The 26,148-nt window shown below is 71.5% G+C and carries 22 protein-coding genes and 2 pseudogenes; 16 read left to right on the top strand and 8 right to left on the bottom strand.

Going from position 1 to position 26,148, the window contains the following annotated elements; all coding sequences use genetic code 11:
* From CCN56_RS44215 to CCN56_RS04970, 3 genes are all read left to right on the top strand, one after another.
* Window positions 1-726 (top strand): hypothetical protein (locus CCN56_RS44215; protein ID WP_256961759.1); only part of this gene is annotated, 726 nt, incomplete at its 5' end.
* A gap of 110 nt (window positions 727-836) precedes the next feature.
* Window positions 837-1,661: a TIGR04222 domain-containing membrane protein gene (locus tag CCN56_RS04975; RefSeq protein ID WP_086823973.1), complete on the top strand. Its 825-nt coding sequence runs from the start codon at window positions 837-839 to the stop codon at window positions 1,659-1,661.
* 19 nt (window positions 1,662-1,680) lie between these two features.
* Complete coding sequence (locus tag CCN56_RS04970) at window positions 1,681-2,196, top strand: GNAT family N-acetyltransferase (RefSeq protein ID WP_143664427.1); 516 nt, start codon at window positions 1,681-1,683, stop codon at window positions 2,194-2,196.
* On the opposite strand, the gene CCN56_RS04965 is transcribed toward CCN56_RS04970, so the two are convergent.
* Together CCN56_RS04965 and CCN56_RS04960 are read right to left on the bottom strand one after the other, a co-directional pair.
* Window positions 2,193-3,779, bottom strand: a complete 1,587-nt coding sequence (locus CCN56_RS04965; RefSeq protein WP_086823969.1) for an AMP-binding protein — start codon at window positions 3,777-3,779, stop codon at window positions 2,193-2,195. The two genes, CCN56_RS04970 and CCN56_RS04965, sit on opposite strands and share 4 nt — an antisense overlap.
* Complete coding sequence (locus CCN56_RS04960) at window positions 3,776-5,461, bottom strand: AMP-binding protein (protein WP_086823967.1); 1,686 nt, start codon at window positions 5,459-5,461, stop codon at window positions 3,776-3,778. The genes CCN56_RS04965 and CCN56_RS04960 overlap by 4 nt, the downstream gene beginning before the upstream one ends.
* 90 nt (window positions 5,462-5,551) lie before the next feature.
* On the opposite strand from CCN56_RS04960, the gene CCN56_RS04955 reads away from it, so the two are divergent.
* Complete coding sequence (locus tag CCN56_RS04955; protein WP_086823965.1) at window positions 5,552-6,376, top strand: helix-turn-helix transcriptional regulator; 825 nt, start codon at window positions 5,552-5,554, stop codon at window positions 6,374-6,376.
* Window positions 6,377-6,459: 83 nt separating this feature from the next.
* Here the strand turns inward: CCN56_RS04955 and CCN56_RS04950 are convergent, their stop codons facing one another.
* From CCN56_RS04950 to CCN56_RS04930, 6 genes and pseudogenes are all read right to left on the bottom strand, one after another.
* Window positions 6,460-7,416 (bottom strand): SUKH-3 domain-containing protein, encoded by a 957-nt coding sequence (locus CCN56_RS04950; protein WP_086823962.1) that lies wholly within the window; start codon window positions 7,414-7,416, stop codon window positions 6,460-6,462.
* Window positions 7,417-7,429: 13 nt separating this feature from the next.
* Window positions 7,430-7,822, bottom strand: coding sequence for a YwqJ-related putative deaminase (locus tag CCN56_RS04945; protein ID WP_086823961.1), 393 nt, complete (start codon window positions 7,820-7,822; stop codon window positions 7,430-7,432).
* Window positions 7,815-8,285 (bottom strand): SUKH-3 domain-containing protein, encoded by a 471-nt coding sequence (locus CCN56_RS04940; protein WP_256961758.1) that lies wholly within the window; start codon window positions 8,283-8,285, stop codon window positions 7,815-7,817. Before CCN56_RS04940 ends, CCN56_RS04945 begins: the two co-directional genes overlap by 8 nt.
* A gap of 14 nt (window positions 8,286-8,299) precedes the next feature.
* The gene (locus CCN56_RS45740) at window positions 8,300-8,854 is read right to left on the bottom strand and encodes a YwqJ-related putative deaminase (RefSeq protein WP_107484092.1); all 555 of its coding nucleotides are present in this window, start codon (window positions 8,852-8,854) and stop codon (window positions 8,300-8,302) included.
* Window positions 8,855-8,965: 111 nt separating this feature from the next.
* A pseudogene (locus CCN56_RS45735) lies at window positions 8,966-10,054 on the bottom strand (type IV secretion protein Rhs); the annotation flags it as partial.
* A gap of 120 nt (window positions 10,055-10,174) precedes the next feature.
* On the bottom strand, window positions 10,175-11,287 hold the full coding sequence (locus tag CCN56_RS04930; protein ID WP_086823977.1) for a winged helix DNA-binding domain-containing protein: 1,113 nt from the start codon (window positions 11,285-11,287) through the stop codon (window positions 10,175-10,177).
* Window positions 11,288-11,548: 261 nt separating this feature from the next.
* On the opposite strand from CCN56_RS04930, the gene CCN56_RS04925 reads away from it, so the two are divergent.
* From CCN56_RS04925 to CCN56_RS04855, 12 genes and pseudogenes are all read left to right on the top strand, one after another.
* Window positions 11,549-12,655: a magnesium and cobalt transport protein CorA gene (locus CCN56_RS04925; RefSeq protein ID WP_086823955.1), complete on the top strand. Its 1,107-nt coding sequence runs from the start codon at window positions 11,549-11,551 to the stop codon at window positions 12,653-12,655.
* Between the two features lie 411 nt (window positions 12,656-13,066).
* Window positions 13,067-13,276: a hypothetical protein gene (locus CCN56_RS04915; RefSeq protein WP_373412823.1), complete on the top strand. Its 210-nt coding sequence runs from the start codon at window positions 13,067-13,069 to the stop codon at window positions 13,274-13,276.
* Window positions 13,273-13,692: a hypothetical protein gene (locus tag CCN56_RS42485; protein ID WP_143664426.1), complete on the top strand. Its 420-nt coding sequence runs from the start codon at window positions 13,273-13,275 to the stop codon at window positions 13,690-13,692. Before CCN56_RS04915 ends, CCN56_RS42485 begins: the two co-directional genes overlap by 4 nt.
* 179 nt (window positions 13,693-13,871) lie before the next feature.
* Window positions 13,872-14,075: a cold-shock protein gene (locus CCN56_RS04905; protein WP_042817427.1), complete on the top strand. Its 204-nt coding sequence runs from the start codon at window positions 13,872-13,874 to the stop codon at window positions 14,073-14,075.
* A 249-nt stretch (window positions 14,076-14,324) separates the two neighbouring features.
* Window positions 14,325-15,836 carry a DEAD/DEAH box helicase gene (locus CCN56_RS04900; RefSeq protein WP_086823951.1) on the top strand — a complete coding sequence of 504 codons (1,512 nt, stop codon included), beginning with the start codon at window positions 14,325-14,327 and terminating at the stop codon, window positions 15,834-15,836.
* A gap of 928 nt (window positions 15,837-16,764) precedes the next feature.
* Window positions 16,765-17,103 carry a MerR family transcriptional regulator gene (locus CCN56_RS04890; RefSeq protein WP_086823949.1) on the top strand — a complete coding sequence of 113 codons (339 nt, stop codon included), beginning with the start codon at window positions 16,765-16,767 and terminating at the stop codon, window positions 17,101-17,103.
* A 717-nt stretch (window positions 17,104-17,820) separates the two neighbouring features.
* Window positions 17,821-18,042 carry a hypothetical protein gene (locus CCN56_RS04885; protein WP_086823947.1) on the top strand — a complete coding sequence of 74 codons (222 nt, stop codon included), beginning with the start codon at window positions 17,821-17,823 and terminating at the stop codon, window positions 18,040-18,042.
* Window positions 18,043-19,004: 962 nt separating this feature from the next.
* Window positions 19,005-19,187 (top strand): annotated as a pseudogene (locus CCN56_RS04875) (CorA family divalent cation transporter); the annotation flags it as partial.
* 197 nt (window positions 19,188-19,384) lie between these two features.
* On the top strand, window positions 19,385-19,921 hold the full coding sequence (locus CCN56_RS04870; protein WP_256961757.1) for a hypothetical protein: 537 nt from the start codon (window positions 19,385-19,387) through the stop codon (window positions 19,919-19,921).
* Window positions 19,918-21,825: a GMC family oxidoreductase gene (locus tag CCN56_RS04865; protein WP_086823945.1), complete on the top strand. Its 1,908-nt coding sequence runs from the start codon at window positions 19,918-19,920 to the stop codon at window positions 21,823-21,825. The genes CCN56_RS04870 and CCN56_RS04865 overlap by 4 nt, the downstream gene beginning before the upstream one ends.
* Window positions 21,822-22,691, top strand: a complete 870-nt coding sequence (locus tag CCN56_RS04860) for a hypothetical protein (protein WP_086823975.1) — start codon at window positions 21,822-21,824, stop codon at window positions 22,689-22,691. Before CCN56_RS04865 ends, CCN56_RS04860 begins: the two co-directional genes overlap by 4 nt.
* A gap of 473 nt (window positions 22,692-23,164) precedes the next feature.
* Window positions 23,165-26,148: efflux RND transporter permease subunit (locus CCN56_RS04855; protein WP_143664425.1), on the top strand; the 2,984-nt coding region annotated here is incomplete at its 3' end.

Raw genomic sequence — 26,148 nt, 5'->3', positions numbered from 1 at the left:
GCCGACGGTACGGGCGGCAGTACGGGCGGGGGCTCGGGTGACCGGCGCCGGCCCGGCCGGGAGGCTTCGTCCGGCGGCGGCCGGTCCGGTGGCGCGGGCGCCTCCGGCGGGACGGTCGGCGGTGCCGGTGGCCGCCCCGCAGGCGAGGGTCCCGCGGGCGGGGCGCGGGCCGTGCCCGTCGAGCCCGGTTCGCCGTGGTTCGAGCCGGGGCCGAAGGCCCGGGGCGGTGCCGGTAGGACGGGGCGCGGCGCGGACGGGACCGGTCCCGCGCGTCCCCGTACGTTCGCCGAGCGGTACCCCGTGCGCATCCCGCCGCCGCCCGCGGCCCCGCGCCCGGCCCCGCTGCGCGGGCCCTTCCGGCCCGTGACGATCCGGACCTCGCGGGACGCGGTCGCGGCAGCCGCCGGGTACCTGCGCTGGCTCGGCTTCAGGGACGTCGTCCAGCCCGAGGAGCGCCCCTCGTCCGGCGTGGACCTGCGGGCGCCCGGCCTGGTCGCCCAGGTCGACCCGAGCACCAGACCCACCGGACTGCGGGCCGTCGAGTGCCTCTGGCTCAACGGGCTGAGCACCGCCACCGTGAGCGTGTTCTTCTCGCTCGCGGGCTACACCCCGGAGGCCCGCTCGCGCGCCGCCGAGGTCGGGCTCCCGCTCTTCGTCCTCGACCTCACGGGCACTCCGCAGCCGATCAACAACGCCGCCGACGACCTGGCGGCGGGCAGCGCCTGACCACGGAAGGCCGTCCGGAGCGCCCACACAACTCCTCGGCATCCGAAATCGGCCATTCACGCGTGATGATCACGCTCTCCCGGGCACAACACCCTCGGGGGGTGGCTGTCATGCCGACGGGGACGTGGTGGTTCATCGGAGCGGCCTGGGCTGAACTCCTGCTCGCCGCCCTGCTGTTGCGAAGCGGCGGAACCCGCAGCGAGGAGACCGGGGAGGGCGCCGTGCCCCCGCCGCAGGCCCTCGCGCTGCTGCGGGGCGGGCGGCGGGCGGCCGTCACCGTGGCCCTGGTGGCGCTGCATCAGCGCGGGGCGGTCGCGGCGGGCCGTAAACACACGATTCGGGCCAATGGCGGACCGGGCCGCACGCGTGACCCCGTACAGCTCGGCGTACACGGGGCGCTGCACCGGGCGCTCGCGCTGCGGGCCCTCGCGCTGCGGCCCGAGGCGCGGCGGGCGGTGGACGCGCTGCGCCGCGAGCTGCGCGAGGCCGGGCTGCTCCGCCCGCTCGTGCGGCTGTGGGCGGCCCGGGTGCTGCTCTGCTGCGTACCGCTGACGGCGCTTGCGGGGCCGTTCCTGACCGGGGCCGAGGATGCGGGCCTCGCCGGGGCGCTCGCGGCCGGGGTGCCGCCGGTCCTGGTGGCGGCGCTGCTGCTGCGCCTGCCGGACACGACGAAGACGGCGCGGCGGCTCCTGAGCGGCCTGCGGGAGCGGTATCCGCTGCCGGCCCACCGGCGCGAGGTGACGGACGGCCGGCTCGTCCAGCTGTACGTGGCGCTGTACGGCGATCCGGCCCTGGCCCTGTTCCTGCCCCGCTTCTCGCGCGACGGCGGGCTGCTCGACCGCCCCCAGGAGGCCGACCGGAACCGCCCCCAGGAGGCCGACCGGAACCGGCCGCCGACGGACGGCGGCCCGGGTGCGGGCGGCCCGCCGCGCTGAGGCCGCGCCATACTGTCGTATGCGCATCAGAGCGGCCGCTCCGGCCGAACTCCCGCTGCTCCAGGACATCGAACGGGCGGCGGGCGAGCCGTTCCGCACCCTCGGCATGGCGGCGATCGCCGACGACGACCCGCTGCCCCTGAACGTCCTGGAGGCGTACCGCAGTGCGGGCCGGGCCTGGGTGGCGGTGGACCCCGCCGACCGCCCGGTCGCGTACCTGCTCTCGGACACCGTCGACGGCGCCGCCCACATCGAGCAGGTGTCGGTGCACCCGGACGCCGCCCGCAGGGGCGTCGGCCGGGCGCTGATCGAGCACCTGGCGGAGGCCGCCAGGGAGCAGGGCCTGGCGGCCCTGACGCTGACGACCTTCACCGAGGTGCCGTGGAACGCCCCGTACTACACGCGGCTCGGCTTCCGTGCGCTCGCCGAATCCGACCCGGCGCTCACGGAGGGCCTGCGCGCCATCAGCCGCGCCGAGGCGGCCCACGGCCTGTCGGCCTGGCCCCGCGTCTGCATGCGCCGGGAGCTCGTCTAGGAGCCGTACGTCTGCCGCAGCTCCACCTTCCGCACCTTGCCGCTCACCGTCATCGGGAACGCGGTGAGGATCTCCACCCTGCGCGGGATCTTGTAGTGGGCGAGCCGGTCCCGGCAGAAGGCGGTGATCTCGTCCAGGGTGGGCGGGTCGGCAGGGTCGCGCGGGATCACGCAGGCCAGGATCTCCTCGCCGTACCGCTCGTCGGGGACGCCGACGACCTGGACGTCCGCGATCTTGGGGTGCCCGTAGAGGAACTCCTCGATCTCGCGCGGATACACGTTCTCCCCGCCCCGGATGACCATGTCCTTGATGCGGCCGACGATCTGCACGTAGCCGTCGTCCCGCATCACCGCCAGGTCCCCGGTGTGCATCCAGCGGCCGGGGTCGATCGCCTCGGCGGTCTTCTCCGGCTCGTCCCAGTAGCCGAGCATCACGCTGTAGCCGCGGGTGCACAGCTCCCCCGCCGTGCCGCGCTCCACGGTCAGACCGGTCGCCGGGTCCACGACCTTCACCTCGACGTGCGGCATGACCCGGCCGACGGTGCCGGTGCGGCGCTCCAGGTCGTCGTCGCGGCGGGTCTGGGTGGAGACGGGCGAGGTCTCGGTCATGCCGTAACAGATCGACACCTCCGCCATGTTCATCTCGGCGACGACCCGCTTCATCACCTCGACCGGGCACGGCGAGCCCGCCATGATCCCGGTGCGGAGCGTGGAGAGGTCGTACGCGGCGAAGTCGGGGAGGTTGAGTTCGGCGATGAACATCGTCGGCACCCCGTAGAGGGAGGTGCAGCGCTCCTCCTGGACCGCCCGGAGGGTGGCGGCCGGGTCGAAGGAGGGCGCCGGGATCACCATGCAGGCGCCGTGCGAGGTGGCCGCGAGGTTGCCCATCACCATGCCGAAGCAGTGGTAGAAGGGCACCGGGATGCAGATGCGGTCCTGCTCGCCGTAGGCGATCATCTCGCCCACGAAGTAACCGTTGTTGAGGATGTTGTGGTGGGAGAGCGTGGCACCCTTCGGGAAGCCCGTCGTCCCCGAGGTGTACTGGATGTTGACGGGCTCGTCGCAGGAGAGCGGCTCCGGTCGCTGCTCCCCCGGCGTCCGGGCGAGCAGCGCGTCCCAGCTCGGGTCGCCGAAGTAGACGGCCTCGCGCAACTCGGGGCACGCACCCCGCACTTCCTCGACCATGGCACGGTAGTCGCTCGTCTTGTGCGTGAGCGAGGCGAACAGGAGCGAGATGCCGGCCTGCTTGAGGACGTACTCCAACTCGTGGGCGCGGTAGGCCGGGTTGATGTTGACCATGATCGCGCCGATGCGGGCGGTGGCGTACTGGACGAGGACCCACTCGGCGCAGTTCACCGCCCAGATGCCGACCCGGTCGCCCTTGCGGACCCCGCTGCCGAGCAGGGAGCCGGCGAGCCGGTCGACGTCCGCGCCGAACTGCGCGTACGTCCAGCGGCGCCCGGTGGGCACGTCGACGAGGGCCTCCCGGTCGGGCCAGGTGGCGACGGCCCGGTCGAGGTTGGCGCCGATGGTGTCGCCGAGGAGCGGCGTCTCCGACACCCCGTGCGCGTACGAGAGGTTCATCCGAGGTCCCCTTCCACGTACTCCTTGCCGCCGCCCTCCGCCGTCAGCCGGCGCAGTTCGACGCGCCGGATCTTCCCGGACACGGTCTTGGGCAGATCGGCGAACTCGATGCGGCGGACGCGCTTGTACGGGGCGAGGACCGCGCGCGAGTGGGCGAAGAGGGCCTTCGCGGTCTCCTCGTTCGGCTCCCAGCCCGCCGCGAGGACGATGTACGCCTTGGGGACGGCGAGCCGCAGCGGGTCGGGGGCGGGGACGACGGCCGCCTCGGCGACGGCCTCGTGCTCCAGGAGCGCGCTCTCCAGCTCGAAGGGGGAGATCTTGTAGTCGCTCGCCTTGAAGACGTCGTCGGCACGGCCGATGTACGTGATGTAGCCGTCCGCGTCGCGGGAGCCGATGTCGCCGGTGCGGTAGTAGCCGCCGGCCATCGCCTCCGCCGTACGCTCCGGGTCGCCGTGGTAGCCGGTCATCAGGCCCACCGGGTGGGCGGAGAGGTCGAGACAGATCTCGCCCTCCTCGACGTCCGGGCGGCCGCTCACCGGGTCGACGAGGGTGACCTTGAAGCCGGGGCTCGGGCGGCCCATGGAGCCCTCCTTGAGCCGCTGGCCAGGGCTGTTGGAGACCTGGACGGCGGTCTCGGTCTGGCCGAAGCCGTCCCGGATGGTGACGCCCCAGGCGCGCCGCACCGACTCGATGACCTCGGGGTTGAGCGGTTCGCCGGCGGCGACGACCTCACGCGGCGGGGTCTTCAGCTGGCCGAGGTCGGCCTGGATCAGCATCCGCCACACGGTCGGCGGGGCGCAGAAGCTCGTGACGCCGTTCCGCTGCATCTCGTCCATGAGGCGGGCCGGGTCGAAGCGGGTGTAGTTGTGGATGAAGACGGTCGCCTCGGCGTTCCACGGCGCGAAGAGGTTGGACCAGGCGTGCTTCGCCCAGCCCGGCGAGGAGATGTTGAGGTGCACGTCGCCGGGCTTGAGGCCGATCCAGTACATCGTCGACAGGTGGCCGACGGGGTACGAGGTGTGGGTGTGCTCGACCAGCTTGGGGCGGGCGGTCGTGCCGGAGGTGAAGTACAGCATCAGGGTGTCGTCGGCGAGGGTGACCCCGTCGGGCTCGAACACGTCCGACTCCTGGGCGGCGAGCTCGTACCCCAGCCAGTTCACCCCGTCCCCGCCGACCGAGATCCGGGTGTAGTCGCCGGGGACGTCGTCGAACTTGGCGGTGTCCTCGGCGCGCACGATGACGTGCCGGGCGCGGCCCCGGTCGACGCGGTCGCGCAGGTCGGCGGGGCCGAGGAGCGGGGTGGCGGGGATGAGTACGGCGCGCAGCTTCATCGCGGCGAGCACGGTCTCCCACAGCTCGACCTGGTTGCCGAGCATCAGGATGATCCGGTCGCCGGCGCGCACGCCCTGGGCGCGGAGCCAGTTCGCGACCCGGTTCGAACGGGCGGACATCTCGGCGAAGGTGACCCGCGTCTCGGAGCCGTCCTCCTCGACGATGTGCAGCGCGGTCCGGTCGTTGTCCCGCGCGATGACGTCGAACCATTCGAGCGCCCAGTTGAAACGGTCGGGCCGGGGCCAGGCGAAGCCCTCGTAGGCCGTCTCGTAGTCCTCGCGATGCTGCAGCAGGAAGTCCCGGGCGGCCCGGAACCCCTCCGTGGCGGCGGTCGCGCTCGTGGCCGTCATGTGTCCTCCTCATTGCGGGACTGTCCCGGACATCGTGTAATCGGTGACCCAGGTCTCACTACCCCCGTTCGGGGGTGAAGGAGTGGTTCCGTGCCCGAGATGGTGGAAGCGGTGGAGTTGCGTACGGCGCTGCTGCGGCTGAGGCGCGCCAGCGGGCTGCCCGTCGTCTTCGGCGGACTGCTCCAGGAGGGGGCCGCGGGCCGCACGGTGCGGATCGCGGAGCTGAGCGGGGCGGTGACGCCGGCGCTGCGCGGCCTTGCGATCTCGGCCGGCTCGGGCCTGGGCGGGAAGTGCCTGGCCCTCTCCCGGCCGTGCGCGGTCACGGACTACCAGGCGTCGCGGCACATCACCCACGAGTACGACGTCCCGGTCTCGGCGGAGGGCCTGCGCTCGGTGGTCGCCGTCCCCGTCGTCGTACGGCGCAAGGTGCGCGGGGTGCTGTACGGGGCGCTGCGCGAGTCCCTGCCGATCGGCGAGCGGGTCTTCGACGCGGCTGTGGCGGCGGCCCGTGACGTCGAGCAGGCCCTCGCGGTACGGGACGAGGTGCGGCAACTGCTCGCGCCGCCGGCACCGGGACCGTCCTGGGAGGAGGTACGGGCGGCGTACGGGGAGCTGCGGGAGCTCGCGCCGAAGGTCATGGACCCGGAGCTGCGGGCGCGGCTCCTCGCGGTGTGCGGCCGCCTGGAGACGGCCGCCGCGGCCCCGTCGCCGGTGCCGGGTGTGGCGCTCACCCCCCGCGAGACGGACGTCCTCGCGGCGGTCGCCTCCGGCGCGACGAACGCGACGGCGGCCGAGCGCCTGGGCCTGCGCCCGGAGACGGTGAAGGGCTACCTGCGCTCGGCCATGCGCAAACTGGGCGCCCACACCCGCCTGGAGGCGGTGGTGGCGGCCCGGCGGGCGGGGGTGCTGCCGTAGGTCGCCCGGGCGGTGACACCGGACGGGCACCGGGGGCCGACGGGTGTGCCCGCCGACCCTCCGCGAAGGGGGTCCGCCCCCCTTCAGAGCGTGGCGGTCCAGGCGTCGAACGCGGCGGCGGAGGCGTCCACGGCGGCCGCCGGACGGCCGACGGAGGCACCCGGGCCCGTCGCCAGGGTCAGGGCGAAGCCGGTCGGGCCACCGAGCGTGACACCACAGTCGATGCCCGCCAGCGGGGCCGGTGCGCGAGGCGGCGCCAGTACGGACAACCGCAGCTCGCAGGAGGCGGCCGGCTGCGCCAGGGCGGACAGCTCCGCCTCCATCGCCCGCACCAGGGCCGGCGCGTTGTCCTCCAGCGACCCGGGGATCAGGGGGAATTCCTGGTCCAGGACGCTCACGCCGATCCCGCGGAGCGTGGTGACCCGCAGGCGCAGGGCGCGGGCGTCGAACACCCCGTGCGTGTGCAGGACGTAGACGGCGACGAGAGCCGCCCGGACTCCGGCGGCCAGGTCGGCCGGTTCCGCCCGCAGCGGCCACCGTCGTTCCCGTCCCCGGAGGCGTACGGGCCGCAGGCCTTCGGTCAGTGCGAGGAGCCCGTCCCGCACGGTCTCCCCGTGGAGCCAGGCACCGCCGGCGCCGAGGGAGAACAGCCGTCCCTCCTCGTCCACGGCCATCGGCGCGTCCGCGTCGGTGCGGCCGAGGGGAAAGAGCCGCGTGCCGAGCGTCTCGGCGAGCCGGTGCAGGGGCGGCCCGGCGTACCGGGCCTCCTGGGGATCGACGACACAGCCGGTCGCCGCGACCTCGCGGCCTCCGTGAGCCGCCGGCGCCGGACGAAGGCCGTGGAATTCCCGGACCGCGCGCTCGGCGGCGGGAAACAGGGGCCAGGGCCCCAGGCCCGCCGTCTTGAGGACGGCGATCATGGCGGCGTCACCGGCGTCCCGCCCGGGATGCCAGCCGGCCAGGGTCAGGGACGTGCCGTCCTCGTCCCCGCCGACGGGGCCGGTCGCCTCCGGACTGGTCGTCGCACGCTCGGTCGTCATCGTGGCCTCCGCGTCAGGAATCCTGGAGGACGGTGATGCCGAATGCGTCGGCCAGGGCCGCGCACGACCGGCAGAGCGCGGCGGGCGTGCCGTGCTCGGGGTCTCCGTGGGGGCGCACCTTGCGGGAGACGAGAGCCGCACCCGTGAAGTGCGACGGCGCCTCGGCAAGGCTCGTGACCCCGCCGTCCGCGCGCTGGGCGTCGACCGCGTACAGCCGGTCCGAGACGAGTGCGGACTCGGCGCAGTATCCGAGGAACGGCTCGCGCAGGCTCGGTGCGAGCCCGTCGAAGAACTCCTGGACGGCGGGGTGGAGCCGGGGCTCGCCGTCGCCGGTCAGGTTGGTCTGACTGGTGATCGTGCCCTGGACGAGAAGGGAGGAGGCCGTTCCCGGAACGGTGTCAGACAAAATAATCCCGCGCTTCCTGCTGGGGGCCGCGCAGCAGACAGCTGATGGCCTCGTACGTGTTCGCTCCCAGGAAATAGGGACCGGTGTGGTGCATGAGGAAGAAACGTCCGGTCTCATCGATGAGGACCATCGCGCCGTCGAAAGTCTCGTAGCCGACGGGGAAAAGCTTCTTCCCTACGTTCCGGGCGAGTTCGGCGACGTCCTCACCGCTCTCCTCGTAGATCCAGTGCGGTGTGAATCCGACGGCGTCCGGCGGTGTTCCCGGAATCACCAGGCGCAGTCCACCGAATTCGCGGACGAAGTCCTGGGCGGCCTGGAACGGTTCGACCGGATGTCCTTCCTCCGCGAAACGGTCCATCACGAAGCTCAGGAGCTCGGGCAGCTGGTCACCGACGTCCCGCCCCGGTGACCAGCCCGCCTCGGCCAGGACGGCCTCGACTTCCTCCGTTGTCATTCTCGGCATGTGCAGGCTCCCTTTCAGTGGTGCGCGATGACGCCGGCGAGGGGCAGCATCCTCTCACAGGACCGACAGGGCGGTTTGTACTCGCCGTGCAGCAACTGGTCATCTCCGGGGCGCATGTTGCCGATCTGAACCGAGTAGACGCGGGACCCCTCCATGGCTTTCCGTACGTCCTCCGGCGTGAGGATCCCGGTCCCGTTCGGATCCATCTGGTGCAGCCGGTCGGAGATGAGCGCGACTTCCGCGCATTTTCCGTGACCGTTGCCCGGATTCTGTTCGGCGGCCTTCATGTCGTTCTCCACCTGGTCCAGGATCTGTTTGAGGGCCGGATGGGTCGACATCGAGGAGTCGCCGGTGGTGGAGCTGCTCGAATGCGCGGTCAGGGTGCCGTCGTGGAGCAGGGTTCCGGCGCACGCCGTCTTCAGCCGGTGCTTGCCCTCGGGGTACGGATTGCTGGGCGGCTGGTTCTTGGCGTCGTCGGCGAGCTTGCCGGCCTCGTCCACGAGCGCCCTGTGCTGCTCGTCCTCGCTCAAGTGGCTGACGTCCAACGCATCCCTGCGGTGGTTCTTCATGCCTTGACCGGTCTGGCCGTGCCATGGCGGCTGGGGGTTGATCGGCCTTCCCCCGGGGTTGTTCCCGCCGCCACCGTTGTTCTGGCCGCCTCCGCCGCCCGGGGGCGTGCCGCCACCCCCACCGGCCGGGTTCTTCCCTCCCGTGCCGCCGCCGGAGTCCTTCCCCGCGTCGTGGTCGCCCTTGCGCTGGCGGGCGATGCGGTCGCGGATGTTGTCGTCGTTGTCCTTGTGGTCCTTGGAGATCTGCTTGACGGCCTTGGGCAGCGTCTCGCCGATGTGGTCGCCCATGGTCTTGGCGGACTTCGTCAGGGCGCCCATGGCCTTCTCGATGACCGGGTCCAGGGCGTCGGCGATGTCGTCCCGGCCCCTGTTGCGGCGCTGGTGCCCCTTCGCCTTGGTCAGCTTCCCCGCGGTCTTGCCGTGGATGCCGAGGCTCACCCCGTTCAGCCTGGTCCCGGCCTGCTCGTGCTCGTCGTGCTCGATGTGGAAGCCCTTGCCCCCGCCGCCACCACCACCGCCTCCGGCCGAGGCGAGCTTCAGGCCCTCCTTGGCCCCCTGCACCCCCTGGTCGAAGCCGTCCTTGCCGGCCTGCTTCGTCCGGTCGAGGTCCACACCGTTCTGGACGCCCAGCGCGTCCATGCTCACCTGGACCACCAGGTCCGCCGCCATGTTCTCGAGCGCGGCCACGACCGGCTCGGTCATGACGGAGACGATGTGGCCGACGGCCTCCTCCATTGCAGCTGTGATGAGCCTCAGCAGCTGCTTCTTCGTGAACGCGATCGCTCCCGCGCCGAGCAGCGCGGACAGACCGCCGGTCACCGGGATCAACGCCATGGCAAGGCCGGTCTGGCCGGCCAGAACGCCCAGCTCCGCGACGGCCTTCCACTTCATCGCCTCGATCGCGCCCGCCGCGAGGTCCAGCGCGTCCGCGATGGTCCGGGCCGCGGACACCATGTCCTTCAGGTGCTTGCCCTTGACCTTGGTCCAATGCTCGTTGAGCGCGTCCATCGCCTCGCCGTGACCCGACGACAGCAGACGCTCCATGTGGTTGTTGGCGAGCTGACCGTCGTCGGCGAGATCGTCCGCGAACTCCCGCAGCGCGTCCGCCATGTCGCGGTACGCGTCCTCGTCGACGTTGGGCCAGTTCACCCCCACCAGATCCAGCAGCGTGTCCGCCCAGTCCGGCACCGTCACAGCCATGACTCAAATCCCCCCATGCACACAGACGTTCGCAGAACGTAAGTGTGAACACCCTGTCATGTGCGAGGAGATCCATCAACGCAACCCGAGTCACACACCCATGGCGCGGCCGACTCCCCGTCAGCCCTTCGCGCACACGACCTCGTACGGGGCGCCTGAAGGGGTCATGAGCCGGAGGGTCCGCTCCGCCTCGGCCTCGAGCGCGGTGCGTGCCGCGCGCGGCAGTGGCGCGAAGGGTTCGATCGTGAGCGTCGTGCGGTCCTTCGCCTCGTCGAGGCGCCAGAGCCCGGCGAGGAAGCCGTCGAGGAGGAAGACGCGGTGCGCCTGGTTGCCGGTCCAGGTGCGGGAGCGGTGCGCGGCGGGGACGACGCGGGTGCGGTCGGCGTGCGAGAGCAGCAGGTTGTCGTACTCGGGCAGGAAGCGGGGCGGGGCCGGGGTGTCCTCGTCGGGGCGCGGCGCGTCGGGGAGGTCGAAGAGCTCGGTGCCCTGCTCGTCCCGGAAGACGAGAAGCTCGGGCCGCAACCGCTCGAAGGCCGGGCGGAGGCGGGTGAGACCGCACCAGATCTGCATGTCCTTGACGGAGGCGGGCCCGAAGGCGCCGAGATAGCGCCGCACGGTCTCGTCGAGGTCGGCGGCCCGGTCCTCGACCCCGTCGAACCACACGCGGACGGTCGTGAGCGCGACCTGCCCACTGCGCCCCCACAGGCCACGCGGGGTGACCTGCACCATGAGCAGCAGGCAGCGGGCGGCGATGGTGAGCGCCTGCGGGTCGGCGTCCGGCCACTCCCGGAGCAGGTGCTCCCGCAGCTCCTTGGGGGTACGGGGCCGCTCCTCCACGTACGCGGTCGCCAGGGCGGCGAGCCGGTCGAGGTCGACGCCGTCGAGCCCCTTGCGGAACATCTTCAGCTCCCGGTCGATGGCCCCGGCCTGCACGAGCCGCCGCAGGCCGACGGCGTCGCGGGCGGTATGGGTGTGGACGGTGGACCGCAGCGAGACGATCCGGGCGACGGCACGGGACTCCATGAGCGCGGACAGCCGCTCGGGCCGGAACCCGTCGAGGCGGGCGGCCAGCGCGTAGTACGGGGGCTTGGTGTTCTGGGCCTGGAGGCCGACGAGGTGGTCGACGGCCTCCTCGACACCGAGCGGGGCGGGGCGCAGAAGCAGCTGCCGGTCGAGGGTGGCGCGGTTCAGGGCGCGGGGGCCGAGCACGGGGTGGGTCGTCTTGAGGGCCATGATCGGCACGCTACCGGGGCTTGCGGACAGCCACGGTCCTGAAGGCGAACCGGCCGGGATACAGGATCCAAGGTTCCGTATCCGGGATCCGGGATCCGGGATCCTGCATCCGGGATCCGGGATCCGGGATCCTGCATCCGGGATCCGGGATCCGGGATCCTGCATCCAAGATCCTGGATCCAGAATCCCGGATCCATACAGGAGGGATTCACCCCATATATCCTGCTCCAGACCCGCAGACCGAGGAGGAGGTGCACGGCGATGTCCGACCGCCACCCCCGCGCCGCCTGGCGCCGCCGGCCCGAGCCGCCGCCCGTGGACTCGCCCTCGCGGCCGCCCCCGGCGGAGCCGAGCGTGGTGCAGTCGACGCTCTACCGGGACGGCCGCCGGGTCTCCTCCCCCACCACCCTCGCGGACACCTTCCGCCAGCTGCGCGAACACCCCGACGGCATGGCCTGGATCGGCCTCCAGCGCCCGACCGAGGAGGAGCTCCACTCCCTGGCGGCCGAGTTCGACCTGCACGAGCTGGCGGTCGAGGACGCGATGGAGGCCCACCAGCGCCCCAAGCTGGAACGGTACGGCGACACGCTCTTCGTCGTCCTGCGCGCCGCCCGCTACCTGGACGCCCCGGAGGAGGTCGACTTCGGCGAGCTCCACGTCTTCGTGGGCCCCGACTTCCTCATCACGGTCCGGCACGGCGACGCCCCCGACCTCTCGGCCGTCCGCCGCCGCATGGAGGAGAACCCGGGGCTGCTGGCCCTGGGCCCCGAAGCGGTCCTGTACGCGATCCTCGACGCGGTGGTCGACGGCTACGCCCCGGTGGTGGCGGGCGTCCAGAACGACATCGACGAGATCGAGACGGAGGTCTTCGGCGGCGACCCGGCGGTCTCCCGCCGCATCTACGAACTCTCCCGCGAGATGGTCGAGTTCCAGCGTGCCACCCGCCCCCTGGTGGGCATGCTCCACGCCCTGATGGCCGGCTTCGCCAAGTACGGCACGGACGAGGAACTCCAGCGCTACCTCCGCGACGTCGCCGACCACGTCACCCACACCAGCGAGCGCGTCGACGGCTTCCGCCAGGCCCTGACGGAGATCCTCACGGTCAACGCGACCCTGGTCACCCAGGAACAGAACGCGGAGATGCGGGCGTTGGCGGAAGCGGGCTTCGAGCAGAACGAGGAGATCAAGAAGATCTCCTCGTGGGCGGCGATTCTGTTCGCACCCACGCTGGTGGGAACGATCTACGGGATGAACTTCGACAACATGCCGGAGCTGCACTGGGCGGGCGGGTATCCGTTCGCGGTGGTGCTGATGGCGGCGGTGTGCACGAGCCTGTACGTGGTCTTCAAGCGGAAGGACTGGCTGTAGTCACCCATCCCGACACCTTGATCCATTCAGCATCAGCAAACCTTAGGAATCACCCTCGGAGACGTCCTGGGGAGAATCTGGGGAGAACGGGCGGGAGACGGCCGGTCGAGCACGCCATCTCCGCGTCGGCGGGCGGGCAGTGACGCCCCGGCCCCGATCTCGACGCACGATCCGATGGCGGCCGCGTGGCACCACGGACATTCTGGGTGCGGCAGCCGTCGCCCTCGCGCTCGCAGTCGCCCTGGTGCAGGCCGCGGCACACCTGGCGACCAAAGCCGCCGAGTCCTGGCCTCTGCCGGTCCTGGCCGGCCCGGCCGGCGCCGCCGTCCTGGCCGGCTTCCGCGTACGGGACCGTCTCCGGCGTCGCGCGGACGGTGAGAGGCCGGCCTGCCTGCGCATCGCCTTGTCGGAGTGGGACACGGCCACGCCATCCGCTGGGCCCTGGAAATCCAGGCGAGCCGACCTGTCCGGGTCTACCCGCGCATGACGTTCGGCAAGTCGGTCTTCCTCCAGGCCCTCGGTGCCACGGCCAGCTACCAGAACCACGGCCCCGAATACCGGGCCGGCCAGGGCACCGAAACGTCCCGCTTCTACGAGGAGAACCCGGGAGGCCCCGCGTGAACCCCACCGTCGTCACCGCCCTCGACCCACCGTTCCCCAGCCCCGGCGGAAGCGTCGAGCTCTTCCTGCATCTGCAGCACCTGGCCTTCGGCGCCACAGGGGACGTCGAGGCAAGCGTGAGCGTGGAGGAGCTGGAGGAACTGGAGGAGCTCCGGGGGACACTCCTGATCACCGTCGACTGGCGCCACCGTCGGCCTCCTGTGAGCTGCGGGGGGACTCCCCGGGATCCGGCCCTCAGACGCGGGTTCCGCCGACTGCCGACACCCCAGCCCGGTCGACCGCCTCGCTTCCGAGACGCCGCATCCGGAGTGCACGAATACCTGCGTTCGCGGCCTGAGATTTTAATGGCCATCGCAGGCAGAGTTTTTACCGGCGACACACAGGGAGAAATATCCGCAGCGCACAGGCTGCGGTGACGTGCTACTGTCGAAGTCAGTTGCAGTTTTGGTACCCAAGACTTCAAGCGCCTCCCGTCGGCCGTACGCCACGCGGAAGCGCTTTGTATTTCCGGTCATTTTCCGGGCAGGGCATCATCGCGGCGACACGGGGTCCGTACGGTACGGATTCCGTCGTACTTGCCCAGAGGAGAAATGACATGGCTGCTGGCACCGTGAAGTGGTTCAACGCGGAAAAGGGTTTCGGCTTCATCGAGCAGGACGGTGGCGGCCCTGACGTGTTCGCCCACTACTCGAACATCGCCGCGCAGGGCTTCCGCGAGCTCCAGGAGGGCCAGAAGGTCTCCTTCGACATCGCGCAGGGCCAGAAGGGCCCGACGGCCGAGAACATCGTTCCCGCCTGACGCTGACACGCAATACGCAGTTGGGGCCCGCATCCCTCGGGGTGCGGGCCCCAACTGTATTCATTCGCAGGGCCCTCACACGCGACCACGTCACGCGCATTCATTTCGCGACCCGACGGCGTGTCGACAATTCCTCACCCTGGCCGAGCCGCCGGCTTTCTCATTCCATTCGGCCGTCCCCGTGATTCCAAAAGCCGTTCACCCGCTGCCGGAATTCTTCGATGCGTGCCGTATCCAGGAAGGTTCTGAATGAACCCCACACGCACGAACGGCCGTACCTCCCGCACCCGCCGCAACGGCGGCCACACGCACGACTCCTCCGTCGGAACGAACCGGAGCGGTCGCCCCGGTTCGTCCGCCGCGAGCCGATCGGGAGGTCCGAGCCGGTCAGGCGGATACGGCAGGCGTCCCGCCGCCGTGCAGGGGGAGTTCGCCCCGCCGAAGACGATCACTCCGGCGCTGCCCGCCGTCGAGACCTTCGCCGACCTGGCTCTGGACCGGCGCCTCCTGGCCGCGCTCACCGCGCAGGGCGTGTCCGTGCCGTTCCCCATCCAGGGCGCGACGCTACCGAACTCCCTGGCCGGCCGTGACGTCCTCGGCCGCGGCCGGACCGGCTCGGGCAAGACCCTCGCCTTCGGTCTGGCCCTGCTCGCCCGCACCGCCGGACAGCTCGCCGAGCCCCGCCGGCCGCTGGCGCTCGTCCTGGTCCCCACCCGGGAACTCGCGCAGCAGGTCACCGACGCCCTCACGCCCTACGCCCGCGCCGTGAAGCTGCGCCTGACCACCGTCGTCGGCGGTATGCCGATCCGCCGACAGGCGAACACGCTGCGCGGGGGCGTCGAAGTCGTCGTGGCCACCCCCGGCCGCCTCAAGGACCTCATCGACCGCGGTGACTGCCGGCTGGACCAGGTCGCGATCACCGTCCTGGACGAGGCCGACCAGATGGCCGACATGGGCTTCATGCCGCAGGTCACCGCGCTCCTGGACCAGGTCCGCCCCGAGGGCCAGCGGATGCTGTTCTCCGCGACGCTGGACCGCAACGTCGACCTCCTGGTCCGCCGCTACCTCACCGACCCCGTCGTCCACTCCGTGGACCCCTCCCAGGGCGCGGTCACCACGATGGAGCACCACGTCCTGCACGTGCACGGCGCCGACAAGCACCGGCTGACGACGGAGATCGCGGCACGCGACGGTCGAGTGATCATGTTCCTGGACACCAAGCACGCCGTGGACCGCCTCACCGAGGACCTCCTCGCCTGCGGTGTCCGGGCCGCCGCCCTGCACGGCGGGAAGTCGCAGCCGCAGCGCACCCGCACCCTCACCCGCTTCAAGACCGGGCACGTCACCGTCCTGGTGGCGACGAACGTCGCCGCGCGCGGCATCCACGTCGACAACCTCGACCTCGTCGTCAACGTGGACCCGCCGACGGACCACAAGGACTACCTCCACCGCGGCGGCCGTACCGCGCGAGCCGGCGAGTCCGGCACTGTCGTCACCCTGGTCACCACCAACCAGCGTCGCGGGATGACCCGACTCCTGCAGGACGCCGGCATCGTGCCGAAGACCAGTCAGGTCCGTTCCGGCGAGGAAGCGCTCCGCAGGATCACCGGCGCCCAGGCCCCGTCGGGCGTGCCCGTGACGATCACCGCGCCACCGGCCGAGCGGCGCAAGGGCGGCACGCCCTCCCGCGGTCGGCGCGGTTCCGCTCCTGCTGCCCGGCACGGGAGCGCGCGACGGTCCGCCGCCGGCACGGCAACCTGAGCCCCACGTCAACCGAAAGCCGACCCTGCTCTTCAGGAGGCACGTGGTGACGTTGGTCCAGATGCAGCCCCGCTCGGCCCAGACCGCCCCGTCCGTCATGAACGCCTCGGTGCCGCTCGGCGCTTCGGCGGCGACCTGACCGAAATCCGCGAGCGAACGTGGGCTGACTCCGGTCAGCCGAGAGGGCCCGACCGGCACACGCCGGTCGGGCCCTCCCGCGTATCGAACGAATGACCGCGCCATGTGCGCGGATGCGCGGGGGTCAACCTGGCGATGAACGCTCCGCGACTCTGCGCGGCCCTCCGCGTCGCTCGCCGAGGTCGATTACCTGCCCAGCGGGCACACGAAAATCTATGTCGGCCAGAGTAGACATTGAGTGATGGCCCAGCTAAGGTTTCTCTCGTAGCCCAGAGAGACAGTGAGGCCTGGCAGAGACGAACTGCCGGCAAGCAGTACCAGCAGGAAAGCAAGTCGCAGGACGGTGCGGCGGTGGAGTTTCGAAGCCAGGGTTTTCGCAGGACGGCGACGGGACTGACGGCTGGACCGGGTGGCCCGCAGTGATCAGGGGCCGCCGCGATCGGGACCGCGGGCATGAGCGATGCGGACCCGTGACAGCAGTGCGCAGTACCCAGCAGTACGCAGTACCCCCGTGGTAGGAAAACGATCACCGAAGGAAGAACGGAGGAGCGCAGCGCCATCAGGATCGCCCGGCCGGAAGTCTCGAGTCCGGGTACCGCAGGACATCGATAGTGAGGTGGTCTCCGGTCAAGCAACCGCGATCCCCGCGCTCCCGACAGTCACTAGGTCGGGTCAGCGGATACAGAAGGCCGGCGCAGTATCAGGGCCGGCAGGTGGTGTAGTAGTTCCTTCGGGGCCCTGGTGCCGTACGGCACCAGGGCCCCTCTACGCGTTTCACAGAGAGGTGCAAATGACAGCAGACGACTCGTACGGGCGTCTCGACGACGACGACTACCCCGCCTACACCATGGGCAGGGCTGCCGAAATGCTCGGCACCACCCAGGGTTTCCTCCGCTCCATCGGCGAAGCCCGCCTCATCACCCCGCTCCGCTCCGCGGGCGGCCACCGGCGCTACTCCCGCTACCAGTTGCGCATCGCCGCACGTGCCCGGGAACTCGTCGACCAGGGCACCCCCATCGAAGCCGCCTGCCGCATCATCATCCTCGAAGACCAACTCGAGGAAGCCCAGCGCCTCAACGCCGAGTACCGCCGCGCCGCGGAATCAGCCCCGCCATCGGACTCGGACTGAGGCGGGGTCGCCCGTCGTCGATTCCGCCGGGTTTCGACGGAGAACCACTCACGCGCGAATGCGCGGGCGAGGCCCCCTTCGGCATCAGCCCCGCGTGGCCCAGGGCCGTCCATTCGGCGAGCCGCCCGATGCTGCTGGTGCTGCTCGGACCGGCACGGATCCGGTGCCGGGGCGCGAGCCGGGCCGGCTCCACCGACGGACCCGTGACACCAGCGGGTCCACCTCGGCCACCGCCCGCCCGCACCCGAGGCGTCCCGAGCAAGTGAGCACCGCGCGAAGGGCACGGTGCGGTCGATCAGTCGTCGTGGTCGGGGGTGTCGAGGACCGTCCACGGCGACGCGCGGCCCACCCCGTCCGTCAGACGGCCCTGCACATCGCTGTCCGTACCGGCGCGGGAGCCCGCCGAGACCGGGCGGGCCGGGAGACGGGCGGGGACACGTCGTCGATCCGGGGCAGGGGCCTGGTCGACGTCACCTCTGCGGGCAGAGCCACGGACGCCTCGGCCGCCGCCGGGTGCGGGAAGCGCGGAGTGACCTCGGTGACCTCCGGGGCGCTCCCCTGCGGCCGCCGCCCCTGGCCCGTACCGTACCGAACTCTAAAAACCGCTGGTCAGCGACATGGAGCTGTTGTTCTCTTCGAGACCCTCCTCGGCTGCCTCGCGCTGCGGACGGGAACGGCCGCAGCGAACGGATGCGCGCAGGGCGCATACTGGCGGCAATGACAAAGCCCAGTGCACCGAAGCGCCATTTGCCCACCAGCCCCTTCAAGGCCCCGGTCACGCTGCCTCCCCGGCAGTTCGCCGTAGGCGACCAGGTCACGCACGACGTGTACGGCCTCGGCCGGGTCATCGGCATCGAGGGCGGGATCGCGGCGCTCGTGGATTTCGGCTCGACGCAAGAGCGGATCCTGAGTCCGTACGCCAAGATGAGCAAGTTGTAGGGCCGCCGCCGTGCCCGGTCACGGCAAACCGGAGCCACGCATCCCTTCGGGCAGAGGACTCCTGGGAGATCGAAACCTTCTGCTCGAGGATGCGCAGGCGCCCGCCTCCGGCATGAGCGCGGCTCGACGCGAAGCGGGCCGGCTCCCACCCGTGACCGTGGCTTCGGCATCGGGCCACGGCGTGTGTACGCCTCCGTCTCCTTCCACGGCGTGCGCCGACCGGCTCAGAGACGGTGGCGCGCGGGCAGGCCCATCCGGACCGGGCCGCGTACCGCAAGGAGTACGAAGGCTGGATCGGCGGCCTCGCCGCGACCGGGAAACCGGTCGGCGGCGACGCCCTGGAGACCGAGCACACCGCCCCCGCGACGGTGCGCACCGCGGCCGACGGGACGTCGACGGTGACCGGGGGGCCCGCGCGCAGAGGGGCACGTCCTCTACAGCGGCAGCCGTGCCCAGCAAGAGCCCTGCGCGTCCCGAAAATTCCAGAACTTGTCGCCCGCTGCGAGCCACCAGACGCGTTCACACAGGTCAGAGCGGCCTCAACCCCTCATCCACCAAATGCCTTCATGGATGTCGACACCGGACTGACGTGCGGCTCCCTCACCCACGCAGAACTCTCCCCGAGATGCACTGCCGCCGCCTGGGCCTTCCAGTCACCCGCCGACCCTGCCATCCGAGCAGTCGGGCAGGGCTGGGCAGACCGGACTCGACGGCTTGGCCAGAGCGCACGGAGTCGATGTGGTGCAGCCCCTCGCGCGGACGCTCCACTGACCAGCAGCAGGCCGCCTCCGCACGCTCTCCGCTGGGGAGAATCTGGGGGGATCAAGCCCCTTTGGGGAGCGGCTGGGGAGGATCGGCGGCATAAGCCGACAGCACGGCGAAAGAGCCGGAAAGATTGATCTCCGCAGGTCAGAGTACGTATCCAGTCGACTTCTACAGGTCAGCACCCCGAGGGAGACGACTTCAAGAAGATCTCCGCCTGGGCGGCCATCCTCTTCGCGCCGACGCTGGTCGGCACCATCCACGGCATGAACTTCGGCCACATGCCGGAGCTGCACTGGACGGGCGGATATCCGTTCGCGATCGGTTTGACGGGGGGCGTCTGCACCAGCCTGTACGTGATTTTCAAGCGGCGGGACCGGCTCTGGGAAACGACCGTTCCCCTCGCGCCCCGGTTGTCGGCCCGCCCGTCTCCTGCCTGCCCCGCGCAGGGAACCCGCGAGCCCGTGTCGAACGCCGGATCGAGCGCGGCCAGTCCTGTGAGGGAGCGTCCGGCATCGGCTTCAAGCCCTTCCGGGGGCGCGGCGCATGGACCGCCGGACGGTCGGGCACCGATGCCCGCGTGCCCATCACAGACGAGACACCTCGTTTCACCACCCTGTCGGCGCGGCTGACCGGATTCGGCGAAGCGGCCCTGGACGCCACCGGTCTGACCGAGGTGTACCGGACGGTCGCCGCGGACCGGCTCGGCGCGGAGCTCTACGCACGGCTGTTGCACGAAGCGGGGGAGCCGGACGACGGCATGGACGACGAGCTGGCGGAGGCGGCCAGAGCGGTGACGTACCTCTGGTACACGGGCGGTTGGCCGGGGCCGCCGTCGGTCCCGGTGTCTTCGCGCGCCTACGCCGAGGGGCTGGTGTGGAAGGCGTCCGGGCTCGCGGCTCCCGCCTCCGCCCCTGGGGGATACGGGAGTTGGGCCGAGATCCGTGGCCGGTCCGACCGGGGCGACGGGATCGAGCCGAGCCACAGGATCGACCCGGGCGACGGGACCGCCCCGGGCCACAGGATCGACCCGGGCGACGGGACCGCCCCGGGCCACAGGATCGACCCGGGTGACAGGACCGCCCCGGGCGGCGAGGTCGAGGGGAGCGGTCGATGACGCGGTACGACGTGGTCGTCGTCGGCGCGGGCGTCGCGGGCTCGCTCGTCGCGCACCGGCTGGGCCGGCAGGGCCGCCGGGTCCTGGTCCTGGAGGCGGGACCGGCCGACCGCGATCCGGCCACCGATCCCCTCACGGCCTATCTGGCGGCCGCGGCCAAGGTGCCCGGCTCCCCCTACCGGGCCCATCCGGCGGCCTCCTGGCCCGAAGTGACGGACCTCGCCGGCACGGGCGGGGCTCCCGGTTTCCGGGCCTCCGGCCACCTGCGGCAGGACGGCCCGCTCCCGTACGCCAGCGGGTACGTCCGCGTCAACGGCGGCACCGGCAACGTCTGGACCGGCCTCGCGCCGCGCATGCTGCCGGAGGACTTCGACACCGAGTCCTTCGGGTACGGGCGGCGCTGGCCGCTCTCGTACGACGAGCTCGAACCCCACTACCGGGACGCGGAGGAGGAGTTGGGGGTGGCCGCCGACGTCGACGAGCAGCGCGAGCAGGTCGGCCTGCCCTTTCCCGACGACTACGTGTTCCCCATGCTGCCGCTGCCGGCGGCGCGTCTCGACCGGCTCCTCGCCGACCGTCTCGACGGGCGGCGCGTCAAGGACCCCGTCGCCCTGCGCGAGGTCGAGCTGAAGGTGGTCGGCACACCGCACGCCCGCAACGGCGTCCCGAACCCGCGGTACGACGGCGGCCACGTCCCGCGCGGGCGGGACGGGCGGCCGGATCCGGACAGCCGGTGCGTGGGCAACGCGACCTGCATCCCGCACTGTCCCTCGTACGCCAAGTACACCCCGCTCAAGACCCAGGGGCGCTGGAGCGACACCGTCACGCTGCGAGACCGGTCGGTCGTGAGCCGGGTGCTCGTCGACGGGCGGGGGCACGCCACCGGCGTGGAGTTCCGCTCGTACGACGGAGAGGTGTCCGTCGCGCACGCCGATGTCGTCGTCCTCGCCGCGCACGCGGTGGAGAACGCCCGGCTGCTGCTCCTGTCCGGGCTCGCCGACCGCAGCGGCCAGGTCGGCCGGAATCTGATGGACCACCCGGTCCTGCTGACCTGGGGGCTGCTGCCCGACGCCACCGGACCGTACCGGGGCCCCGGCTCGGTCTCCGGTTTCGAGGGCTTCCGCGCGGGTCCCGCACGCCGGCGGCGGGCTCCGTTCCGCGTCGAGTTCGGGACCTGGGGCTGGATCTGGGCGAAGGGGCCCGTCGACACGGACGTGGACCACTTCCTCAACGAACGGGGTCTGTTCGGGGCCGACCTGCGGCGGGCCGTCGGGGACCGGATCCGCCGGCAGTTCACCCTCCAGTTCGAGATGGAGCAGAGCGCCGATCCCGCGAACCGGGTCGGCCTCCACCCGCACGAGCGCGACGCCCTGGGCCTGCCCCTCCCTCTCGTCACGTACGACCTCGACGAGCACGTCAGGCAGGGCATGGCGGCGGCCCGGGCGGTGTCGGACCAGATCTTCGCGCTGCTCGGCGCCGAGGACCACACGGAGTACGCGCCGGCGGCGGCCTGGCCGGGCCGCTTCGAGCACGGCGGTCGCACGTACGGCTATCGCGGGGCCGGTCATGCCGCGGGCACCCACATCATGGGCGACTCCCCGGCCACGTCGGTGGTCGACTCCTGGCAGCGCTGCTGGGACCATCCCGGCCTGTACGCGGTCGGCTGCGGCAGCATGCCCTCGGTGGCCACGTCCAACCCGACCCTGACCATGGCCGCGCTCGCACTGCGCAGCGCCGAGCGCATCGAGGCGGACCTGGCGGCCCGCGACCGGCCGGCCCGCCTCGGTCCGCCGCCGACGGCGTCTCCCCCGGCCATCAGGACATCGGCGTCTCCCCCGACCGTCAGGACATCGGCGTCCCCCTCCACCGTCAGGACATCACCGACCCCAGGAGCCTCGTCATGACCGCCCCCCTGAGCCTGCCGCCCGTCCCCGAGCCCTTCCGGCTCCCCTTCCATTACGGGGCGCTGCACCAGGTCGGCATCGACTGGCTGGTCGATCCGGCACCGGTCCGCGAGCTGCTCGCCAAGCACCACCCGGATCTGACCGCGGCCGCGTTCGAGGGCGGGCGGGCGCTGGTCTCGCTCAACTACCAGCTGTACTTCGCGCAGTACGCGTTCGGCGGCGGGGTCACCCAGGAGATCGAGTTCAACGTCATCGCCCACCCGACCACCGAGGGCGCCCGTCTTCCCCGGCTGACCTACGCCCAGTACGCACAGGGCTGGGACCAGACGAAACTGCTCGGCATCGCCCGCCTCCACGTCGTGTGCGACAACCCGTTCGCCATCAGGGCCGGGCGCGAACTCTACGCGGAGCCCAAGTACCCGGGCTGGTTCGAGGTCGGCCTGCCGTCCCTCAACGGCCCCACGGGCGACACCTGGACCGTACGGTGCAAGGCGGCCTCGATCGGCCCGGACGACACCCTGGAACAGGACGACACCCCGCTGCTCGACCTCACCGCGAAGCTGGACGGCCTGGCCGCCGTGGCCGCCAACTCCGCCCCGATCACCGGCTACGGCACCGACCGCGAGGGCCGCCTGCTCGCCGGCCCCATGAACGTCTACCAGCCCTACCGCTGGTACGACCTGTCCGCCCCCGGATGCTCCGAGCGCACGCGGCTGGAGGTCCACGCCCCGGAAGGCGACCTCGGCCGCGACATCGGCACCCTCCTCGGCGGCGGCGCACCGGCCGCCGGCGCCTGGACGTACCAGTCCCCGCCGGTGGCCGCCCACAACCGTCCCTACTACCTGTCGACGGGGCCGCGCCGCTGAGGCGCTCTCCGGGGCGGGCCGCGGGCGCTCGCCCCGGAACGGCCGGGGCCCTCGGCCACGCGGACAGACTTCCCCTTTTCGGATAAATTGACAGGTTCTTCACCTACAGGGTACATTTACGACGTATCTACCTGCTATAGGTACGACCAGCGGTTCAGCCGGTTTGTAGCTCTTGCCGGACATGAGTACGAGGTCGGCCCGCCCTTTTCCCGCGGCTGGGGAAGAGGCCACGGCCAGGAATCCTCACCCTCGCCGGTCGAGGCCGGCGACTGACGCCACAGCAGGACGGACGTCCCCCGTGCGGACGCCCGGTGGGCCGTCCGCCCGGTGCGTGATCCGGCGCTCTCGCCAGGCCCTGGAGAAGGGCCCGAGGGCGGGGCGGTGGAGCGCGCAGTCGCTCTGGAAGGCAGGACCCTGCCGTGGTCCACAGAATCCTTTCTCTCAGTCTTACGTTCCGGAACCTGATCCTCGGTGTGGCAGCGGCCGTGATGGCCCTGGGGTTCATCCAGCTCCCACGGGCGGCGTCGGCAGACGTCTTCCCGGAGTTCGGACCGACGCAGGTGCAGATCCAGACCGAGGCACCGGGCCTGTCGGCGGCCGAGGTCGAGCAGCTCATCACCGTCCCGATGGAACAGGACCTGCTGAACGGCGTGGCGTGGCTCGACGAGATCACGTCCGAGTCGGCTCCCGGACTGTCCTCCGTCGACCTGGTCTTCGAGCCGGGCACGAACGAGCAGAAGGCCCGGCAGGCCGTCCAGGAACGTCTGATCCAGGTCGCCGGTCTGCCCCAGGTGGGCAAGCAGCCGGTCATGATCCAGCCGCTCTCCTCGACGAGCCGGGCGATGATGATCGGGCTGTCCTCGCAGAACGTCTCCCGCATCGACATGTCCGTCCTCGCGCGGTGGAACATCAAGCCGCGCCTGATGGGCATTCCCGGCGTGGCGAACGTGGTCATCTGGGGTGAGCAGGACCGGCAGCTGCAGGTCCAGATCGACCCGGAGCAGCTGCGCAGCCGGGGCGTCTCCCTCGACCAGGTGGTCCGCACGACGGGCAACGCGCTGTGGGTGTCGCCGCTGACCTTCGTGGAGGCCTCGACGCCGGGCACCGGCGGGTTCATCGACACTCCCAGCCAGCGACTGGCGATCCAGCACGTGCTGCCCATCACCAAGGCCCAGGACCTGGCGTCCGTGGCCCTGGAGGACACCGCCGCCAAGCGGCTGCGCATCGGTGACGTGGCCACCGTGGTGGAGGGCCACCAGCCCCTCATCGGCGATGTGCTGCTGGGCGACGGCCCCGGGATCATGCTGGTGATCGAGAAGTTCCCCGACGCCAACACCCGTGAGGTCACCCACGCCGTCGAAGAGGCGATGACGGAACTCCAGCCCGGACTGTCCGGCATCACCGTCGACACCCATGTGTACCGGCCGGCGTCCTTCGTCGACACCGCACTCGACAACGTGGGCCTGTGGGCGCTCGTCGCCGTGCCCGCCGTCTCGGTGCTGCTCGGCCTGTACTTCCTGTCCTGGCGCGTCGCCCTGATCAGCCTCGTCTCGATCACGATGGCGGAGATCGCCGCCCTGTGGGTGCTCTACCTGCGCGGCTCGACCTTCAACATGATGGTCCTGGCCGGGCTCGCGATCGCCCTCGGCGCCGTCATCGACGACATCGTGATCGGATTCGACCGCATCCGGAACCAGTTCCGGCGAGAGGATCAGAAACCCGCCGAACGCCGGTCGGTGGCCGACGTCGTGGTCGACGCCACGGCGGCGGTGCGCAGGCCTGCCTTCTTCGCGACGCTGATCCTTCTCCTCGCCGTGGTGCCCATCGTCTTCCTGAGCGGGGTGGGCGGAGCGTTCGCCCGGCCCCTGGCCCTGTCCTATGGGCTCGCGGTGGTCGCCTCCACCGTCGTCGCCCTGACCCTCACGCCCGTGCTCACCGCCATGCTGCTCGCGCACACCGGGCTCGGGCACCGCCGCAACCCGGTGCTCGACCGGCTCCACCGCGGCTTCGACCGGATCGGCCCGAAGACCCTGCTCCGGCCGGGCCGGGCGCTGGTCGCGGCCGCGGTGCTGGCCGGCGCGGGCTTCGCGGTGTGGCCGCAGCTCGACGGCGCGTCCCCCATCCCGGCCCCGCACCAGCGTGCGCTGCTGATCCAGGTGGAGGCGGCGCCCGGTACGTCGCTGCCGGAGATGGACCGGCTCGGCCGGGCCGCCGCCGACGACCTGCGCGCCCTGCCGGGCGTCGAGAGCGTGGGAGCCCACGTGGGCCGCGCCAGGGAGTCGGACCAGGTCGTCAACGTCAACTCCGGCGAGTTCTGGGTCAACCTCAGGAGCTCGGCCGACTACGGCGCGACCGTCGCCGCGATCGGCCGCACCATGAACGACCAGACCGGTCTCGACAGCGAAGTGCTGACGTATCCGCAGGCACGGCTGAACGCGATCCGGGCCGAGAACGGTGATGAAGCGCCGGTCGTCGTCCGCGTCTACGGCAACGACCTGGGCGTGCTGCGGAAGCAGGCCGAGCAGGTGAGCAAGGCCCTCGCGCAGGTGCCCGGAGTCGTCAGGCCGCAGATCCCGGACGTGGCCGAGGAGCCGACCCTCGAGGTCAAGGTCGACCTCGCGGCGGCCCGGAACCACGGGATCAAGCCGGGTGACGTCCGCCGCACGGCCGCCACCTACTTCTCGGGCCTGCCGGTGGGCAGCCTCTACGAGGAGCAGAAGGTCTTCGACGTCGTGGTGTGGGGCTCGCCCTCGACGCGCTCCGCTCCGCAGAACGTCCGGAACCTTCTGATCGACACGCCGAACGGCGACCATGTGCGCCTCGGCGAAGTCGCCGCCGTCCGTGTCACTCCGTACCCGACCGTCATCGAGCACGACGCCACCTCGCGCAGCCTCGACGTCGTCGCCGACGTCAGCGGGCGTGATCTGAACTCCGTGCTCAAGGACGTCAGGAACCGCGTCCAGGCCATGCCGATGCCGTACGAGTACCACGCCGAGGTGCAGAGCGACGTCGCGCACCAGCAGAGCCAGGATCTGCGCATCGCGGGGCTCGTGGTCGCCGCGCTGCTCGGCACCTTCCTCCTCCTGCAGGCGGTCTTCGGCAGCTGGCGCGCGGCGACGCTCGTCCTGCTCGCCCTGCCGCTGGCCGGCGTGGGCGGTGTGCTGACCGCGTTCGCCGTCGACGGCGTGATGTCGATCGGCGCGCTCGGCGGCTTCCTGCTCGTGGTGGGCATCGCCGTAAGGAACCTGGTGCTGCTCGTCCGCGGCTACCAGGAGGCCGAGCCGCGCGCGGACGGGACCACGGACCCGCAGCGCATCGTCGACGCCACGCGCGACCGGGTCGGCCCGGTCCTGCTGACCGCACTGGCCACGGCGATCGCGGTGCTGCCCGCGGTGTTCCTCGGAACCGTCGAGGGCATGGAGGTGCTGCACCCGCTGGCCGTCGTCGTGCTCGGCGG

The organism is Streptomyces sp. NRRL B-24572, from assembly GCF_002156145.1.
In the GTDB taxonomy this organism is placed as follows: Bacteria; Actinomycetota; Actinomycetes; order Streptomycetales; family Streptomycetaceae; genus Streptomyces; species Streptomyces vietnamensis.
Note: the sequence above shows the minus strand (reverse complement) of the source record. Positions and strands in the feature narration are given on the sequence as shown.

Excerpts from the sequence above, each read along its gene's own strand:
- CCN56_RS04975 (WP_086823973.1), top strand. The coding sequence starts at position 837 with ATGCCGACGGGGACGTGGTGGTTCATCGGAGCGGCCTGGGCTGAACTC.
- CCN56_RS04960 (WP_086823967.1), bottom strand. The coding sequence starts at position 5,461 with ATGACGGCCACGAGCGCGACCGCCGCCACGGAGGGGTTCCGGGCCGCC.
- CCN56_RS04905 (WP_042817427.1), top strand. The coding sequence starts at position 13,872 with ATGGCTGCTGGCACCGTGAAGTGGTTCAACGCGGAAAAGGGTTTCGGC.
- CCN56_RS04900 (WP_086823951.1), top strand. The coding sequence starts at position 14,325 with ATGAACCCCACACGCACGAACGGCCGTACCTCCCGCACCCGCCGCAAC.
- CCN56_RS45740 (WP_107484092.1), bottom strand. The coding sequence starts at position 8,854 with ATGAAGAACCACCGCAGGGATGCGTTGGACGTCAGCCACTTGAGCGAG.
- CCN56_RS04890 (WP_086823949.1), top strand. The coding sequence starts at position 16,765 with ATGACAGCAGACGACTCGTACGGGCGTCTCGACGACGACGACTACCCC.
- CCN56_RS04950 (WP_086823962.1), bottom strand. The coding sequence starts at position 7,416 with ATGACGACCGAGCGTGCGACGACCAGTCCGGAGGCGACCGGCCCCGTC.
- CCN56_RS04940 (WP_256961758.1), bottom strand. The coding sequence starts at position 8,285 with ATGCCGAGAATGACAACGGAGGAAGTCGAGGCCGTCCTGGCCGAGGCG.
- CCN56_RS04865 (WP_086823945.1), top strand. The coding sequence starts at position 19,918 with ATGACGCGGTACGACGTGGTCGTCGTCGGCGCGGGCGTCGCGGGCTCG.
- CCN56_RS04965 (WP_086823969.1), bottom strand. The coding sequence starts at position 3,779 with ATGAACCTCTCGTACGCGCACGGGGTGTCGGAGACGCCGCTCCTCGGC.
- CCN56_RS04970 (WP_143664427.1), top strand. The coding sequence starts at position 1,681 with ATGCGCATCAGAGCGGCCGCTCCGGCCGAACTCCCGCTGCTCCAGGAC.
- CCN56_RS04930 (WP_086823977.1), bottom strand. The coding sequence starts at position 11,287 with ATGGCCCTCAAGACGACCCACCCCGTGCTCGGCCCCCGCGCCCTGAAC.
- CCN56_RS04925 (WP_086823955.1), top strand. The coding sequence starts at position 11,549 with ATGTCCGACCGCCACCCCCGCGCCGCCTGGCGCCGCCGGCCCGAGCCG.
- CCN56_RS04885 (WP_086823947.1), top strand. The coding sequence starts at position 17,821 with ATGACAAAGCCCAGTGCACCGAAGCGCCATTTGCCCACCAGCCCCTTC.
- CCN56_RS04860 (WP_086823975.1), top strand. The coding sequence starts at position 21,822 with ATGACCGCCCCCCTGAGCCTGCCGCCCGTCCCCGAGCCCTTCCGGCTC.